Genomic DNA, 15,144 nt, shown 5'->3' with positions numbered 1-15,144 from the left:
TTCGCAGCCACACCTACCAACCCTGAACATGGAGAAACGACCATGGGTTTTGTGACCACCAAGGACGGCACCGAGATCTTCTACAAGGACTGGGGCCCGAAGGACGCCCAGCCGATCATGTTCCATCACGGCTGGCCGCTATCGTCCGACGATTGGGACGCGCAGATGCTGTTCTTCCTGTCGAAGGGTTTCCGCGTTGTCGCGCATGACCGCCGTGGCCATGGTCGCTCTGCCCAGGTTTCCGACGGGCACGACATGGACCATTATGCCGCCGACGCCTTTGCCGTGGTCGAGGCGCTCGATCTGAAGAATGCCGTCCATATCGGCCACTCCACCGGCGGCGGCGAAGTCGCCCGCTATGTCGCCAAGCATGGTGAGCCGGCCGGCCGCGTGGCCAAGGCCGTTCTGGTCTCCGCCGTCCCGCCGCTGATGCTGAAGACCGACGCCAATCCGGAGGGCCTGCCGCTGGAGGTTTTCGACGGCTTCCGTTCGGCACTTGCCGCCAACCGCGCGCAATTTTTCCGCGATGTTCCGGCGGGCCCCTTCTACGGTTTCAACCGGGATGGTGCGACCGTGCATGAGGGCGTGATCCAGAATTGGTGGCGCCAGGGCATGATCGGCAGCGCCAAGGCGCATTACGACGGGATCAAGGCTTTCTCGGAAACCGACCAGACCGAGGATCTCAAGGCCATCACCGTGCCGACCTTGGTGCTGCACGGCGAGGACGACCAGATCGTGCCGATCGCCGATGCCGCCCACAAGTCGATCAAGCTTTTGAAGAACGGCACGCTGAAGACCTATCCCGGCTTCTCGCACGGCATGCTGACCGTCAATGTCGACGTGCTGAACGCCGACCTCCTGGCCTTCATCAAGGGCTGATCGACCCAGGCGGAGGGGCAAACTTCGATCTCTCCGCCTGCCGTAACCTGTGTCGGGCAAAGCAGCTGTCCTGGCGATCGCTGCGCTCGAACCACCTCCATGCGGCCATCAGGCCAGCCGGTTGCGCCGCCAGACGCTGGGCGGCGCGCCGAGGCGGGCGGCGAAGACGCGGCTGAAATGCGCCTGATCGGAAAAGCCGCAGTCACGTGCGATCTCGCTCAGCGACGCGGCGCTGTTCAGCAAGAGGTCGCGCGCCTTGTCGATCCGCTGCTCGATCAGGAAATTATGCGGCGTGCGCCCGGTCGTTTCGCGAAAGGCGCGCAGGAAGGTGCTGCGCGAGAGCTTGCAGGCCGCAGCCAACGTGTCGATGCAAACATCCCCCGCCAGCCGCGCGCGCAGCATGTCCTGGACCTCTGCCGCTTGGCGTGTCGACAGCCGCCGCCCGCGGGGCGTGCCACGCCTGCGGTCGCCATAACGGGTGACGAGATGTGTGCCGATGGCCGCCGCCATCTGCTCGACAAAAAGCGGGGAGGGGACCGCGCCGCCGCCAGCGCTGGCAAACAAGGCCCGCGCCAGGCCGCCCAGCACCGGATCGTCCTCGCCCGTGACATCCGCCAGCGCTGCCAGAGCAGCACAATCCGCTCCATCCGCGATGCGCTCCAGACCGGCCGGCGAAATTTCCATCAGAATGAAATCGAACGAGCCCGACAATTCCGCTTTGTAGGGATCGCTGAAGCGGCGGATATAAACGCCGTTTTCGCCGAAGTCGTGCTGGCTCGCATGATGGGCGTGGTGGATGCGTCTGTAATGGCCTGGCTTGACGGAAAGACCGATCAGCGTGCCGCGCGCGGTGCCCGGTGTCGCGACCAAACCTTCCGGCGGATGCACTGCCCGCTTGCGGTAAAAGCGGATGTCGGCGCCCAGAAGCGCTGCATCATCGGCCAGATTTGCCAGCGGACAGCCGAAGGCATCGCGCTCCCTATGGTCCTGCTTCATGTCGGTTCGCGCCACTGTCCCCAGCTGATCTGCATGGTACGTCACCCATGTCTTTCACCCGTGGCATAGAGCCATGTCCCGCCCAGCCTGTCAAAAGCGCCGGTGTGTTTCAGTCGATCACAATGGTTTTATTTAGCTTACGGATAAGGCTTTATGCCAGCCGGCGGCGATCAATCGCGGCGACCCATTGCCTAAAAAGCAAGAAAATGTTGCGTATATCCCAATTGGATATCACAGCGAGGTGGAAGCGGTGACCAAGTCCACGGTGTTCACGAGCAACCGCAGCCAAGCGGTCCGCCTTCCCAAAGCGGTTGCCTTTCCTGACAATGTCCACCAGGTCGACGTTTTGAAGATCAATCATGCACGCGTGATCGTTCCACACGGCAAGCGTTGGAACGATTTCTTCACACATGGAACCCGGCTCAGCGAAGACTTCCTGCCCGAGCGTGATCAGCCTGATGTAGAGGTCCGCGAGTCTTTCTGATGCTGACCTACATGCTGGATACCAACATCTGCATCTATGTCATGAAGAATTTGCCATTGGATTTGCGCGATCGCTTCAATGCGTTGGCCGAGCAGCTTTGCATTTCGAGCATCACCTTAGGTGAACTGCACTACGGCGCGGGAAAATCGGCCAGACGGATCGAGAACCTCAACAGGATCGAGCATTTTGCAGCGCGTCTGGAGATCATTCCATTCGGCGAAAAGGCGGCTTCGCATTATGCGCAGGTCCGTGCCGAACTTGAGCGGGCCGGCACGCCGTGTGGACCTCACGATATGCAGATTGGTGCTCATGCGCGTAGCGAAGGACTGATTGTTGTGACCAACACCATGGGGGAATTTATCCGCATGCCGGGGGTGAGGGCAGAGACTTGGCTCTAGGGCGTGTTTCGTGGTTGCTGAGCTGACGACAATGTTCGGTCATCGTGACGACGCTCATGGGATGTTCGTCATGCGCCATACGCTGAGCCTTTCTGCGCCTTGCCATAAATCGGGCCCTCTGGGCGAGGACATTTCCCGCTTGTTCGATGAGCGACCACTCTAGGTTGGGGCGAAAAAGGCCACATTAGCATAGGTCCAGCAGGCTAGCCTAACCCCGCAGCAAGTGGAGCGCAGCACCAAGAGACCACACCTCGAAACCACGGCCTCTCCGACCTGGACAATCAGGGAATCCGTTCGCCCGTCTCCTTGTCAAAAAAGTGGATGGCGCCCTGATTAAGCGTCAGGTTCTGGCGGCTGCCGACAGCGAAGTCCGGTCGCCGGCGAAGCACGACCGCGATCTTTTGTCCCTCCACCAGCGCTTCGACAAAGGTCTCGGAGCCCGTCGGCTCAATGTTTTCGACAGTTGCTGCGATCCCTTCTCCGGACGTCAGCTCGATCTCCTCCGGGCGCTTGCCGACCAGAACGCGTTGTCCTTCGCGCATGCTTGCTGGTGTCGGCACGTCGAGCGCCTGCCCGCTCTCCAGAACCAGTGCCCCCTGATGAACCTTCGCAGAAAACAGGTTCATCGCCGGCGAACCGATGAACTGGGCGACAAAGGCATTTTGCGGGCGGTCATAGAGCTCCAGCGGAGTCCCGATCTGCTCGATGATGCCTTTCTGCATGACAACGATGCGATCTGCCATGGTCATGGCTTCGATCTGGTCATGCGTGACATACACCATGGTCGTGCCGAGTCGCCGGTGCAGCGACTTGATCTCGCCGCGCATCTGCACGCGCAGCTTGGCGTCGAGGTTCGACAGCGGCTCGTCGAAGAGGAACACCTGCGGGTTGCGGACGATGGAGCGCCCCATGGCGACGCGCTGGCGCTGCCCGCCGGACAGGGCCTTGGGCTTGCGGGCCAGAAGCGGCACGAGGCCAAGGATCTCGGCGGCTTCCCGCACCTTTCGCGCCTTCTCCTCCTTGCTGGCGCCGGCCAGCGTCATGGAGAACGCCATGTTCTCTTCCACGGTCATATGCGGATAGAGGGCGTAATTCTGGAACACCATCGAGATATCGCGGCTCTTCGGCGGCAGGTCGTTGACAACGCGATCGCCAATGGAGATCGTGCCGCCGGAAATCTCCTCCAGTCCTGCGATCATGCGCAAAAGCGTAGACTTGCCGCAGCCCGACGGGCCGACCAGCACGACGAATTCGCCATCGCGAATGTCCACGTCGATGCCGTGAACCACATCGAGACTGCCATAACGCTTGACCACTTTTTCGATGGTAACGCTTGCCATGATCGCCTCCTCAAACCGGACGGATGCGGATGTGGGTGGAAGAAAGCGCGCCTTCATGCACCTCCATGCCGGCCGCACCACCGGCGAAGCTGCCATCGCGGGCCTCCAGCGACACCGCGCCCACGGTGACGGCCAGCCGGTCGCCCTCCGCCTGTGCCACCATTTGAAAACCGGTTTCGAACGGGATGCTCAGTGTGGCACGCGCAAGCACCTCCTCCGTGTCGTCACGGCGTTTGACGAGTTGTAGCTCGCCATCCCGCGTAATGCGGGCTGCATAATAGCGGCGTTGGCCCTGGGCGCGCAGCACCAGCCCGCCATACGTGCCGAGATGCAGCATGAGATCGGCCTCGACGGCATAATCCGTCCAGTCCCGCGTGCCTTGAAGGATCAGGCCGGCTCCCCTGTTCTGGCTGATGCGGATATCCTGCGGAAAATGCTTGGAGAAGAAGTGGACATTGGAGACCCAGGCGCGACGCCAGAAATCGCCCGCACCGGCCGGGCGGCGGAAGGTGACGTCGGGGCAACCCGTCCAGGTCAACCGGTCGAGGAGAAGGCGCCCGCTGGCACGGCCGCTTCGCGCCGTCAGCACCAGGCCCACCTCGGCAATCGGCTGATATCCGGTGTCGGGAACGGTCCATTCCAGCACCGCCTCGTCGCCTGCTGACAGCATCTTTCCGTCCGGCATGTCGATCTCGACGAGCTTGTCATCAGCGCCATAGTGACGGATGCGAAGTTTCGCCTCGACGGTTCCGGACAGGCCGGCCTCAGCGCGCACCACCGCGCTCAGTCGCTGACCGGGGTGAAGCCGCGGGCTGGCCATGAGGTCGTAGGTGCGCATCTTTAACACATCCACCGGTGTGAAGACCGGCGTGGTCGCGGCGGCTTGGCGGCCGGGTGCCAGCGCGGTGAAATCGAGCGCAAGGGCTTCGCCGGTGCCCGTGACGGTGAAATGCTCCAGTGCCGTTTCGCCGGGCTGTGGCCGGAAACCCTGCACCGAGCCTGGCAGCGAAAAGTGGAACGTCGCGCCTTGTTTCGGAGCCGGCACGATGGCCTCTCCGGCCAGCGTCCGCCCGAGATTGGCCAGCCACAGCGCGATCTCGACGGCGTCCGTAATCGAGCGGCCGCCATCGGCCGATGAGATGTAGAGCCGATCCGCCATCGGGCCGCGCCAGTCAGGGCCGGCTTCCAGCCCATCCAGGCCGAGCATGATGCCGTGCAGGCAGCCCAGATTGCCGGCATTGCAATCCGTATCCCAGCCGGAGGTGTTGACGATCATCTGTCCTCGCTGGAAATCATGCGGCGCATGCAGGAGCGCCATGATCATCAGCGCATGATTGGGCACGACATGGCAATTACCGGGATATTTGTCATAGCCGTAATTGTCCTCGATCTTCTGCCGCGTGGCTTCCCAGTCTTCATTGCCGGAGGTCCAGGCGCGGATATCGGCCACAAGGCGTGCGATCAGGCAGTCTGCCGGAATGTGAGACAGGCCGGTGTCGAGTAGATGATCGACATCGCGGCTGACAAAGGCCTCGGCCTCCATGGCCGCCCAGAGCACAGCCGCATGAACCGCCTCGCCATCATGGCTCACAGAGCCTGCGGCCCGCGCGAGCTTGGCGGCTTGGGCAGGATTTCCCGGCGAAACCAGCGCCCAGCCGTCAATGAAAATCTGGGCGCCGATCTGCTCCGCCACGGTCGCGCCGTTGGTTTCGATCGAGCCGGACGCTGGCGCCTTGATGCCGCGCGCCAGATTGAGCCAGGCTGTGTGCTCGGTCGAATTGCCGGCGCCGCCCCACCACAAAATGGAGCGCTCTTCGATGATATAGTTCAGCCAGGCCTTGCCGATGTCTTCGGCCGAAAGATCCGGCGAAATACCATAATCATCGAGCGCGCGGGGGAAGGTGAAGGTGCCGGCGATATCGTCATCGGTGACGATCAGCGGATCGCCCAGGCGATCATGCACATAATATTCGATCGGGCCGAGCTTCTGGAGAATGTCCTTGTAGCGCCAGTTCTCGAACGGCCGGCCAAGATAGACGCCGATGAGCTTGCCGAGAACGCCGGCATAGACGCGATGGGTATAGTCTGCGGGAATGGACATGGAATGCTCCTGATTAGCCCTTCACCGAGCCGCCAGCCATGCCGTCGATAAAGCGGCGCTGCAGCAGGACGAAGAGGATGACGATAGGCAGAACGATGATGAGTGCGGCGGCCATGATGACGCCCCAGTCTGACGAGTACTGGCCGGACAGAAGGAAGAAGGACACGACGGCGGTCAGTTGATCCTGCCCCTGCAGGAAGGTCGTCGCGATCAGGAACTCGTTCCAAGAATAGAGGCCGATGATCAGCGCGACCGTGAGGATGCCGGGCGAGACGATGGGCAAGAAGACCCTGGCGAAGACCTGCCAGTGGCTCGCTCCGTCGATCAGCGCCGCCTCTTCGAGCTCCTTGGGAACGGCCAGAAAATAGGTGCGCAGCAGCATGATCGCGAATGGCGAATAAACCGCAGTGTAGATGAAGGCGACCGCCACGGGATTGTTGATCAGCCCGAACCGCGCAAAGCCGAAGTAGAGCGGGAAGAGGAAGAGCTGAATCGGCGCGGTGGTGCTGGCCAGGAGGTAGAAGGTCAGGATCTTCCAGGTCCTGATCTTGCGTCGCGCCAGCACATAGGCCGTGAGCGAGCCGGTCGAGCAGACGAGAAGGATGGTCAGGCCGGTCAGTAGCGCCGAGTTTGCCAGCGTCCGGCCAAAATTCGCGTCGCTCCAGGCGCGGACGAAATTGTCCCAACGCAGGTCGGATGGGAAGGACAGCGGGTTCTGGACGATCTCCGCAGACGGCTTGAGCGAATTGACGATCATCAGCGCGATCGGGAAGAGCGTGATGAGCAGGAGAACGGCCAGCGTGACATGGACGATGAACCGCGTCAGACGGCTTTCGGAGAGGCTCATTGATCGAACTCCTTGGCCTGCACGCGGATGTAGAGAACAGTGGCCGCCAAGCCGAACAGGCTGATAACCACGGAAATCGCAGCGGCTTTGCCCACTGCAAGATCGTAGAAGGCGGACCTGTAGGCGAAGGTCGACAGAACCTCGGACGAATAGGCCGGGCCGCCCTGCGTCAGGATGTAGACGAAGTCGAAGACCAAGAAGGACCAGATGACCGTCATGATCATCATCAGTGTGATCGTTGGCATGATCCCCGGCAGAAGCACGTAGCGGATGGTCTGCAGGAAGGTCGCGCCTTCAACCCGTGCAGCTTCGATCTGCTCGGCTCGAACCTGACGCAGCGCCGCAAAGAAGATGACGCAGAGAAACCCCCACCAGTGCCAGAGATCGACGACCGCGATCCCGTAAAGCGCGCTGGACGTCTCCGTCAGCGGATTGGCAAGATCGATCCCCAGCCGCTGGACGAGACCGGTGATGCCGGTGACGGGCGAATAGATCATGCCTTGCCAGACGCGGCCGGTGATGGCCGTGGCAATGATCACGGGGAGAAAATAGATGACCTGGAAGAAGTTTGCGCTGCGTCGCGCAACCAGCATCATCGTGGCCGCCAGGAGGCCCATGGCGATCGGCACGATGAGGAAGATGATCGTCCAGATGACATTGTTGCCCAGCGCCCGCCAGAAGACGCTATCGCCCCAGAGCGCGCGGAAATTGTCGAGCCCGACGAAGATCGGATCGCTGATGCCGTCCCACTCGAAGAAGGCGAGCATGACGGTCAAAAGCGCGGGTATGGCAATGATGACGACATTGATCAGCAATGTCGGCAGGACGTAAAGGCGATGCATAAGATGAACCTTTCAGGGCCGGCCGCGCTCCTCCCCCCGCCGTCAGTCAGCGGCGGGAGGGCAAAAGGCTGGATCGGCGGCAGTCACCGGCCGGCAGGCGGTGTCAGCGTGCGGGAACGGCAGGCGCCTTTCCGGCCTTGGCTTCCTTCTGGAACGAGGCATCCAGCTTGGTGAGGAAGTCCTGCGTGCTGATCTTCTTCAGCCACACCTCCTCGATGCCGTTGATCAGATAGCTGTCGGTTGCCGGCGGCAGGAAGGTCCAGGTGGTGTAGCCATAATTGCCCTGGTTGACGGCTGCCGAGAGGTTCTTCATCGTTTCGGTGAAGAGCGGGGTCACCTCGCTCGCCATCTTGACGTTGGAAATATCCTTGAGCGGAATGTTCCATTCACCCTGCCAGGCAGAGTTCATCGTGCCGTAGACCTCTGGCGAGAACACATAGTTGATGACGGCGGCAGCGCCGTCCGCATTCTTGGCCTTGGCCGCGATCGAGAAGGTGGAGCCGACGCCAAGCGGGAAGACGGGATCGCCGCTGGCGCTAGGGAAGCCGACAAAGCCAGCCTCGGACCCTGCCTTCTTGCTATAGGTCGCAACGTTCTGGAATTGCCAGGTCCCGCTCGGCATCATGCCGGCGCGGCCGGAGGCCAGCATGTCGGCCGTCTGTTCGCTACTGGTCAGCGAAAAATAGTTCTTGCCGAAATAGCCCTTCTGCCACCAACCGTTCAGGCGGTCGATCGACTTGACGAAGGGTTCAGCCGTCCAGGGCATATCGCCGCGCAGCGCCTTGTTAAGATTGTCGGGACCGGCGACGGCGTTGAGGGCCAGGGTCACGAACCATTCATTGGCCCCGCGCCAGTCGGCATTGCCTGCGGCAAAGGGCGTGATGCCCGCCTGCATCATGGCATCGGCGGTCTTTTCCAGCTCGTCCAGCGTCTTGGGCGCCTGCCAGCCGTTCTTCTCGAACAGGGTCTTGTTATAGAAGAGTCCGACCGTTTCGTATGTCTTGGGCAACGCATAGAGCTTGCCCTTGTATTCGCCCATCTTCAGGAAAACGGGAAGAATGCGCTCCTGCCAGCCATATTTGGCGGCGTAGTCGTCGAGCGGCATCAACTGGCCCGACTGTGCCATCGGCGCGACATAGCTCGGCCCGGCAGTGTAAACCACGTCAGGCCCATTGCCTGATAGCATGGCGACGCGCAACTGCTTGTCGAGCTCGCTGCCGCGATAATCGACCGTCAGCGCCTCATCCGGATTGGCACTGTTGAACGGACCGACGATGTGGTCCTGGATCAGCTTCTGTTGGTCTGGCGTGGCCTGCTCGTACCACCAGGTGACACGGTCCTGGGCAAGCGCTGCCTGGCTAAGTGCGGTGTGGCTGACGGTGACCATCAAGGCCGTGGCTATCAAGAGCTGCGTCTTCTTCATCGAATTCTCTCCCTCAATCGATGTTTATGGTTTCTTGTTTGGCGGCGCCGCGACCGACGCGCGAATGATCAGCTCAAAGGCCATTTCCTCGGCATGGCCGGGATCGGCTTTGCGCTCCGCCAGACGTGCGAGCAGACGTTCTGCGGCGCGCGCGCCGATCTGGTCCTGAAATTGTGCGACTGTCGTCAGCGCCGGCGTCACCAGGGCGGAGGCGAGAATATCGTCGAAACCCGCGACCGAGACCTCGTCCGGGATGGACACACCGCGCGCGAGAAGGCTCTGCATGACGCCGATGGCCATGAGATCATTGGCGGCGACAATGGCCGTGAAGGACTTGCCGCTGTCCAGGAGCTTGTCGGCCGCCTCGCGCCCGCCCTCGACCGTGAAATGGCCGACCTCGAGCACGAGCGGCGGCGCCGAAATCGTTGCGATCGCGCCGAGATAACCCTTGAGCCGCACCTGCTGCGGACCACCGGGTGCGGCGATCATGGCGACGGAGCGGTGGCCGAGGCTCAGAAGATGAAGGGTGAGGGCGCGGGCGGCAGCCTCGTTGTCGATGAAGAGATCGTCAATCGGCAGAGGCCCGCCTGCCTTCCGGCTGACTTCGATGCGCACAACGGGAATGCCGGCCTTGCTGAGCGGGCTGAGCTCCTTGACGCCGAGATTGAAGAAGACGCCGACGATCCCGTCGAACCGCCCTTGTTCGGCTGCAGCCACCACCTGACGCTCGTTCGCGACGAGGCCTTCCGTGTCGATGGTAATGACTTCGTAACCCGCCGCGCGCGCAACCCGCTGCACCGCCACGACCATCGACGGGTAAAACGGATTGGCCAGATCCGGCACGACACAGGCGATCACATAGCTGCGCTGGGTGCGCAGCGCCTGCGCGAAACGATTTGGCTGGTAGCCAAGCTCGGCAATGGCCGCTTCGATGCGCTCTGCCGTCTCCGCCGAAACCTTTTCCCGGCCGCCATTCAAAACGAGCGAAACCGTCGCCTGAGCCACGCCGGCCCGCTCCGCCACCTCTTTCTGTGTGATGCTCCGAGAACGCATGATGACCTCGTTGATACGTAGCAATAGATAATTGATACGTAACAGTGAGTCAAGAACGAGAGTGTCTGTGTAGCGATTTTAGGGAATGCGCCAACGCGCCGGCGACCTCGACACGGCGTGTCAACCTGCTGCACTGAAAGCCCCGGCGTTTTGTAGGCAAGCGAGATAGTGGGATGGGCGCAGCCCCTGGGTCTGGCTTTGATGCCATCAACAGAGCGTTGCGCAAGTAAAAGCCTACGGCTTGCGCCTTCATCGAGAGGTTCTAATCGCCTACGTCCGGAGCGCTGCCGATCAACTGTCAGCGAAACTGCCCGACAGTCTCGCAGCGTGCTTTGGCGAAATCCGTTAGGCCTTCGCCGAGATCGCGCTCAGCTCCTCAAGATCCAAGTCACGTTCAAGCTCCCGCAAGGTTTCATCGTCGATCTGCCCTGCTCGATGAAGTCGGATCAATTCGTGCCTGCCTGCGGCCACGGCTTCCAGCACGACGTCAAAATGCGCGTGCAGCAGGGGAGAATAGCGTTCGGTCTCTTCGGCGTAGTTGATGCTTGCCCTGACGCGTTGCTCGTATCGCCGCAGCAGCTGCGGATGGATCAGTTCGCCGTCGTCATCATAAGCGAGGTTTTGAACCGTCACCAGCTGCACCTGCGCCATCGAGCGCTCCGCCTCGCTCATCGTCATCGGCGCGCGCTCCGTTTCCACGTCTCCAAGGCCCACCCAGCTGATGATCCGCCCGAGCGTCGTGCCTTGGATCAGCACCGTTCCCAGGATCACCGCGAAGGCCATGACGAGGATGAAGTCGCGGCCGGGGAAGTCTTGCGGCAAGCTCAGCGCGAGGGCCAGGGTGACGACGCCGCGCATGCCCGCCCAGCCTAAGACGGTCACGCCGCCGCCGCCCATCGGGGCCGAGCGGGCTGTTCCGAGTGTGTGAAAGAGCCGGATGATCAGGTCCGATCCCAGGATCCAGAGGAAGCGGGTCGCCACAAGCGTGATCAGAATGGCGGCGGCGGGAAGCGCCATCGACTCGATGAGGGCGTTGAAGCCTCCACCGCGCTCGACGACATTGCGCAGCGACAGGCCGATCAAAATGAAGACCATCGCCTCCATCAGGAAGACGAGGACGTTCCAAAACGAGGTTCCGCGCATGCGTGTCGCCGCCGACAAGACGGTGTGCTGGTGCCAGGACGCGATCAATCCGGCCGTGACGGTGGCGATCACGCCCGAGACATGGAGCTGCTCTCCCAGGAGATAGGCGGTCCAGGAGAGGATCGCCGTTGCCGCGATCATCAGATATTCGTCGCCCAGGCGGCGCACGAGCTTGACCCAGATAAAGCCGACGGCCGCCCCCACGACGGCACCGCCGATGGCCAGAAAGAAGAACGTGCCGAATGCATTGATCGGGCTGAACGTTTCGCCTGCGGCCGCCGCGACGGCGAAGCGAAACAACACCAGCCCGCTGGCATCGTTCAAAAGACTTTCACCTTCGAGAAGGATCTGCAGCCGCCGCGGCAGGTGCACGCGCTCGAGGACAGCGCGCGCCGAGACGGCATCGGGCGGGGATACGATGGCGCCAAGCGCCGCACAGGCCGCCCAGGGCAAGGACGGCATCAGCAGATGAACGACGGCTGCCACGACGACTGTCGTAAACACGACGGCGCCAATGGCCAGCGACGCGATGCCGAAGACATGCCGTTTGAGCCGATCCACGGCGATCGACCAGGCACCGTCCAGAAGGAGCGGCGGCAGGAAGATCACCAGCACCAGTTCCGGATCGACGGAAATTGCGGGCAGGCCCGGCACGAAGGCGAGCAGCGCACCGCCCGCCAGAAGCGCAACGGACGGCGGCAGGCCCAGACGATGGGCGATATAATGCAGGACGATGATGGCGAGAAACATCGCAATCACCAGTTCGAAAAGATGCGTGCCGTCCATATGTGCCTCGATGCAACAGAAGCGGCATGAAAGGACGACTTCCCCGAAAAGGCAACATGGGGACGCGTCGCTCCTTCGAACATCGAGCCGGATAGGAAGCCGTCTCTGCGCCTTCGATCGTGGCTGAGGCTGACACGGCTGCGCAGCGCGATCCGCAGTGACGTTCCGACATGCACGACCCTGAAACGCCTGGACCAGAATTCGAGAGCAAGGTCCGCCGGTTTTAAGGTCCGCAATAGCAGGGAAGAGCTGTCGAGCGCGCCATCTCGATGACGCAGGCGATCAACCGGCCTTACAAGGAATCGCAGCCGTGCAAGCGCCACATGACAGCCATGAGCAATGATTGTTTAAGCCGAGCTGGACATTCTTCCTCCGTGCGACAGGTCTCAAGCGTGATGCTGATAGGACAGCAAACAAGGAGGCCACCTATGTCGATGACCGTCGCTGATCTGCTGGCGCAGAGCCTGGCCGATGCCGGAGTGAAGCGCATCTGGGGTGTTACGGGCGATAGCCTGAACGGCTTGAATGACAGCCTGCGGCGGCTCGGCCGGATCGAATGGATGCATGTCCGTCACGAGGAGACCGCGGCCTTTGCCGCCGGGGCCGAGGCTGCCGTGACAGGCCAGCTCGCTGTCTGCGCCGGCAGCTGCGGCCCAGGCAACCTGCATCTCATCAATGGCCTGTTCGATTGCAAGCGCAACCATGTGCCGGTGCTGGCGATTGCTGCCCATATCCCGTCCTCCGAGATCGGCCTTGGCTATTTCCAGGAGACCCATCCGCAAGAGCTGTTCCGCGAATGCGCTGATTTCATCGAACTCGTCTCGAACCCGGCGCAGATGCCGAGTGTCTTGCATCGCGCGCTGAACACGGCTGTGGGCCGCAACGGCGTTGCCGTTCTCGTCATTCCCGGCGATGTTGCCCTTGCGGATGCGCCGGTGAGCGCTGTGCCCGTGCCGGCCTTGCCCGGAAAGCCCCGCCTCGTCCCGGCCGATGCCGATCTTGCGCAACTGGCCGCGCATCTGGACAAAGGCAAGGCGATCACCATCCTGGCCGGTAGCGGCTGCGCCGGCTCCCACGATCATGTGGTGGCGCTCGCCGACCGGCTGAAGGCACCGGTCGTTCATGCGCTGCGCGGCAAGGAGCATGTCGAATGGGACAATCCTTTCGATGTCGGCATGACCGGGCTGATCGGCTTTTCCTCGGGCTATCACGCCATGGAGGAGGCCGACACGCTGCTGATGCTCGGCACGGATTTCCCCTATCGCGCCTTTTATCCGCAGAAGGCCACCATCCTTCAGATCGACCGCGACCCCGGCGCGCTCGGCCGTCGCGCGGCGCTGACGCAGGGTGTGGTGGGCGATGTTGGCGAAACGATTGCCGCGCTGATGCCGCACCTGCGCGCCCGCGAGGAGCGCGGCTTTCTCGATGCAGCGCTGAAGCATTACCGCAAGGCCCGCGAAGGGCTTGATGAACTGGCCACACCGACGCCGGTGGGCCGGCCCATCCATCCGCAATATCTTGCGCGGCGCATCAGTGAACTGGCAGCGCAAGATGCGATCTTCACCGCCGATGTCGGCACGCCCACGGTTTGGGCGGCGCGCTATCTCACCATGAACGGCCGGCGCCGCCTGCTCGGCTCGTTCAATCATGGTTCCATGGCCAATGCGATGCTGCAGGCAATCGGCGCGCAGGCCGCCGCGCCGGAGCGTCAGGTCATCTCGCTATCAGGCGATGGCGGCTTCAGCATGATGATGGGTGATTTCATCAGCCTGACGCAACTCGGCCTTCCCGTGAAGATCGTCGTCTTCAACAATGGCTCGCTCGGCTTTGTCGCCATGGAGATGAAGGCCGGCGGCTATCTCGACACCGGCACGGACCTTCAGAACCCAGATTTTGCCGCCATGGCCAACGCCATGGGTGTCAAAGGCATTCGCGTCGAGGCCGCCGAGGATCTCGATGCGGCCCTGTCAAGCGCCTTGGCCCATCCCGGTCCAGCGCTTGTCGATGTGGTAACCGCCAAGCAGGAACTGGTGATGCCGCCGAAGATCAAGCTCGAACAGGCCAAGGGCTTCAGCCTCTACATGCTCAAGGCGATCATCAGCGGTCGCGGCAGCGAGGTGCTGGAGCTTGCCAGAACCAATGTCCTACGCTGAAGCGGATCGTTCGGCCGCGCCTCACGCTCGGCTTCGTGATGTGCTCTTCGTTCTGCGCTGCTCGGCCGCCGCAACGCTCTCCATCCTTCTCGCCCAGGCCGCGGATCTGCCTCATCCGGTCTGGGCGGCCATGTCGGGCGTGATCGTCAGCCAGGAGCGCCTCGGCGATACGCAGCAGGCGACCATCGGCCGTTTCCTCGGCACGCTGCTTGGCGTCGTCATCGCCGTCCTGGTGGGTGTGGGTTCGCGCTGGGCGCATGTCGGAACCACGGCGGAGGTGGCGATTGCCGTTGCGCTGGCGGCTATCGCCGCGCGACGGTGGCCATTGCTCAAGGTCTGCATGTGGACCTGCCCGATCGTTTTCTTTACCTCCACGCCGGGATCGCCAATCTGGGAAGTAGGTTTGCTGCGCGGCGCGGAGGTGCTCCTGGGCGGCGTGGTCGGTATTCTTCTGCACGTCCTCGCGGAAGGTGTGATCCTCACCTTTCTGCGGTTGAAGCGGAGATGACAAACGCGGTGACGACTGGTGAGCTTGGTTCGCCATGCGATGCTGGGCTACCAGTCGTCATCGTGGCTACTCGGCCGATCTGGAAGGCTATGCAAAACCAACCCAGCCGCTTTACCGACATCCTGTTCGCCTGAGATGGCGAGCTTGGGGCGATGGAGTTTCCGACATGCCTGTCTTCCTTGTTGAGCAGT

General features: G+C 62.2%; 13 protein-coding genes. 5 read left to right on the top strand and 8 right to left on the bottom strand.

What is annotated here, in order from left to right; all coding sequences use genetic code 11:
- Window positions 1–42: 42 nt before the first annotated feature.
- The gene (locus tag BMX61_RS21530) at window positions 43–879 is read left to right on the top strand and encodes an alpha/beta fold hydrolase (protein ID WP_092743010.1); all 837 of its coding nucleotides are present in this window, start codon (window positions 43–45) and stop codon (window positions 877–879) included.
- Window positions 880–987: 108 nt separating this feature from the next.
- On the opposite strand, the gene BMX61_RS21525 is transcribed toward BMX61_RS21530, so the two are convergent.
- The gene (locus BMX61_RS21525) at window positions 988–1,875 is read right to left on the bottom strand and encodes an AraC family transcriptional regulator (protein ID WP_075625469.1); all 888 of its coding nucleotides are present in this window, start codon (window positions 1,873–1,875) and stop codon (window positions 988–990) included.
- A 250-nt stretch (window positions 1,876–2,125) separates the two neighbouring features.
- On the opposite strand from BMX61_RS21525, the gene vapB reads away from it, so the two are divergent.
- Both vapB and vapC read left to right on the top strand, forming a co-directional pair.
- Entirely contained in the window at window positions 2,126–2,359 is a 234-nt protein-coding gene (gene vapB, locus BMX61_RS21520) for a type II toxin-antitoxin system VapB family antitoxin (protein ID WP_075625514.1), read from the top strand.
- Entirely contained in the window at window positions 2,359–2,757 is a 399-nt protein-coding gene (gene vapC / locus BMX61_RS21515; protein WP_075625470.1) for a type II toxin-antitoxin system tRNA(fMet)-specific endonuclease VapC, read from the top strand. The genes vapB and vapC overlap by 1 nt, the downstream gene beginning before the upstream one ends.
- A gap of 281 nt (window positions 2,758–3,038) precedes the next feature.
- Here vapC and BMX61_RS21510 read toward each other — a convergent pair whose 3' ends face one another.
- From BMX61_RS21510 to BMX61_RS21480, 7 genes are all read right to left on the bottom strand, one after another.
- Window positions 3,039–4,097, bottom strand: a complete 1,059-nt coding sequence (locus tag BMX61_RS21510; protein WP_075625471.1) for an ABC transporter ATP-binding protein — start codon at window positions 4,095–4,097, stop codon at window positions 3,039–3,041.
- A 10-nt stretch (window positions 4,098–4,107) separates the two neighbouring features.
- Entirely contained in the window at window positions 4,108–6,198 is a 2,091-nt protein-coding gene (locus tag BMX61_RS21505) for an ADP-ribosylglycohydrolase family protein (RefSeq protein WP_075625472.1), read from the bottom strand.
- Window positions 6,199–6,211: 13 nt separating this feature from the next.
- Window positions 6,212–7,045 carry a carbohydrate ABC transporter permease gene (locus BMX61_RS21500; protein WP_075625473.1) on the bottom strand — a complete coding sequence of 278 codons (834 nt, stop codon included), beginning with the start codon at window positions 7,043–7,045 and terminating at the stop codon, window positions 6,212–6,214.
- On the bottom strand, window positions 7,042–7,887 hold the full coding sequence (locus BMX61_RS21495) for a carbohydrate ABC transporter permease (protein WP_075625474.1): 846 nt from the start codon (window positions 7,885–7,887) through the stop codon (window positions 7,042–7,044). The genes BMX61_RS21500 and BMX61_RS21495 overlap by 4 nt, the downstream gene beginning before the upstream one ends.
- Window positions 7,888–7,990: 103 nt before the next feature.
- Entirely contained in the window at window positions 7,991–9,310 is a 1,320-nt protein-coding gene (locus BMX61_RS21490; RefSeq protein ID WP_075625475.1) for an ABC transporter substrate-binding protein, read from the bottom strand.
- Between the two features lie 24 nt (window positions 9,311–9,334).
- On the bottom strand, window positions 9,335–10,363 hold the full coding sequence (locus BMX61_RS21485; protein ID WP_075625476.1) for a LacI family DNA-binding transcriptional regulator: 1,029 nt from the start codon (window positions 10,361–10,363) through the stop codon (window positions 9,335–9,337).
- Window positions 10,364–10,708: 345 nt separating this feature from the next.
- Window positions 10,709–12,292 (bottom strand): Na+/H+ antiporter, encoded by a 1,584-nt coding sequence (locus BMX61_RS21480; protein WP_075625477.1) that lies wholly within the window; start codon window positions 12,290–12,292, stop codon window positions 10,709–10,711.
- 428 nt (window positions 12,293–12,720) lie between these two features.
- Here BMX61_RS21480 and poxB point away from each other — a divergent pair, with 428 nt between their 5' ends.
- Complete coding sequence (gene poxB, locus BMX61_RS21475; protein ID WP_075625478.1) at window positions 12,721–14,445, top strand: ubiquinone-dependent pyruvate dehydrogenase; 1,725 nt, start codon at window positions 12,721–12,723, stop codon at window positions 14,443–14,445.
- Window positions 14,432–14,953: an FUSC family protein gene (locus BMX61_RS21470; protein ID WP_075625479.1), complete on the top strand. Its 522-nt coding sequence runs from the start codon at window positions 14,432–14,434 to the stop codon at window positions 14,951–14,953. The genes poxB and BMX61_RS21470 overlap by 14 nt, the downstream gene beginning before the upstream one ends.
- Window positions 14,954–15,144: the final 191 nt, after the last annotated feature.

It is taken from the genome of Xaviernesmea oryzae (genome assembly GCF_900109605.1).
Lineage (GTDB): Bacteria > Pseudomonadota > Alphaproteobacteria > Rhizobiales > Rhizobiaceae > Xaviernesmea > Xaviernesmea oryzae.
Note: the sequence above shows the minus strand (reverse complement) of the source record. Positions and strands in the feature narration are given on the sequence as shown.

Excerpts from the sequence above, each read along its gene's own strand:
- BMX61_RS21470 (WP_075625479.1), top strand. The coding sequence starts at position 14,432 with ATGTCCTACGCTGAAGCGGATCGTTCGGCCGCGCCTCACGCTCGGCTT.
- BMX61_RS21490 (WP_075625475.1), bottom strand. The coding sequence starts at position 9,310 with ATGAAGAAGACGCAGCTCTTGATAGCCACGGCCTTGATGGTCACCGTC.
- BMX61_RS21530 (WP_092743010.1), top strand. The coding sequence starts at position 43 with ATGGGTTTTGTGACCACCAAGGACGGCACCGAGATCTTCTACAAGGAC.
- vapC (WP_075625470.1), top strand. The coding sequence starts at position 2,359 with ATGCTGACCTACATGCTGGATACCAACATCTGCATCTATGTCATGAAG.
- BMX61_RS21495 (WP_075625474.1), bottom strand. The coding sequence starts at position 7,887 with ATGCATCGCCTTTACGTCCTGCCGACATTGCTGATCAATGTCGTCATC.
- BMX61_RS21485 (WP_075625476.1), bottom strand. The coding sequence starts at position 10,363 with ATGCGTTCTCGGAGCATCACACAGAAAGAGGTGGCGGAGCGGGCCGGC.
- BMX61_RS21500 (WP_075625473.1), bottom strand. The coding sequence starts at position 7,045 with ATGAGCCTCTCCGAAAGCCGTCTGACGCGGTTCATCGTCCATGTCACG.
- poxB (WP_075625478.1), top strand. The coding sequence starts at position 12,721 with ATGTCGATGACCGTCGCTGATCTGCTGGCGCAGAGCCTGGCCGATGCC.
- BMX61_RS21480 (WP_075625477.1), bottom strand. The coding sequence starts at position 12,292 with ATGGACGGCACGCATCTTTTCGAACTGGTGATTGCGATGTTTCTCGCC.
- BMX61_RS21510 (WP_075625471.1), bottom strand. The coding sequence starts at position 4,097 with ATGGCAAGCGTTACCATCGAAAAAGTGGTCAAGCGTTATGGCAGTCTC.
- BMX61_RS21525 (WP_075625469.1), bottom strand. The coding sequence starts at position 1,875 with ATGAAGCAGGACCATAGGGAGCGCGATGCCTTCGGCTGTCCGCTGGCA.
- BMX61_RS21505 (WP_075625472.1), bottom strand. The coding sequence starts at position 6,198 with ATGTCCATTCCCGCAGACTATACCCATCGCGTCTATGCCGGCGTTCTC.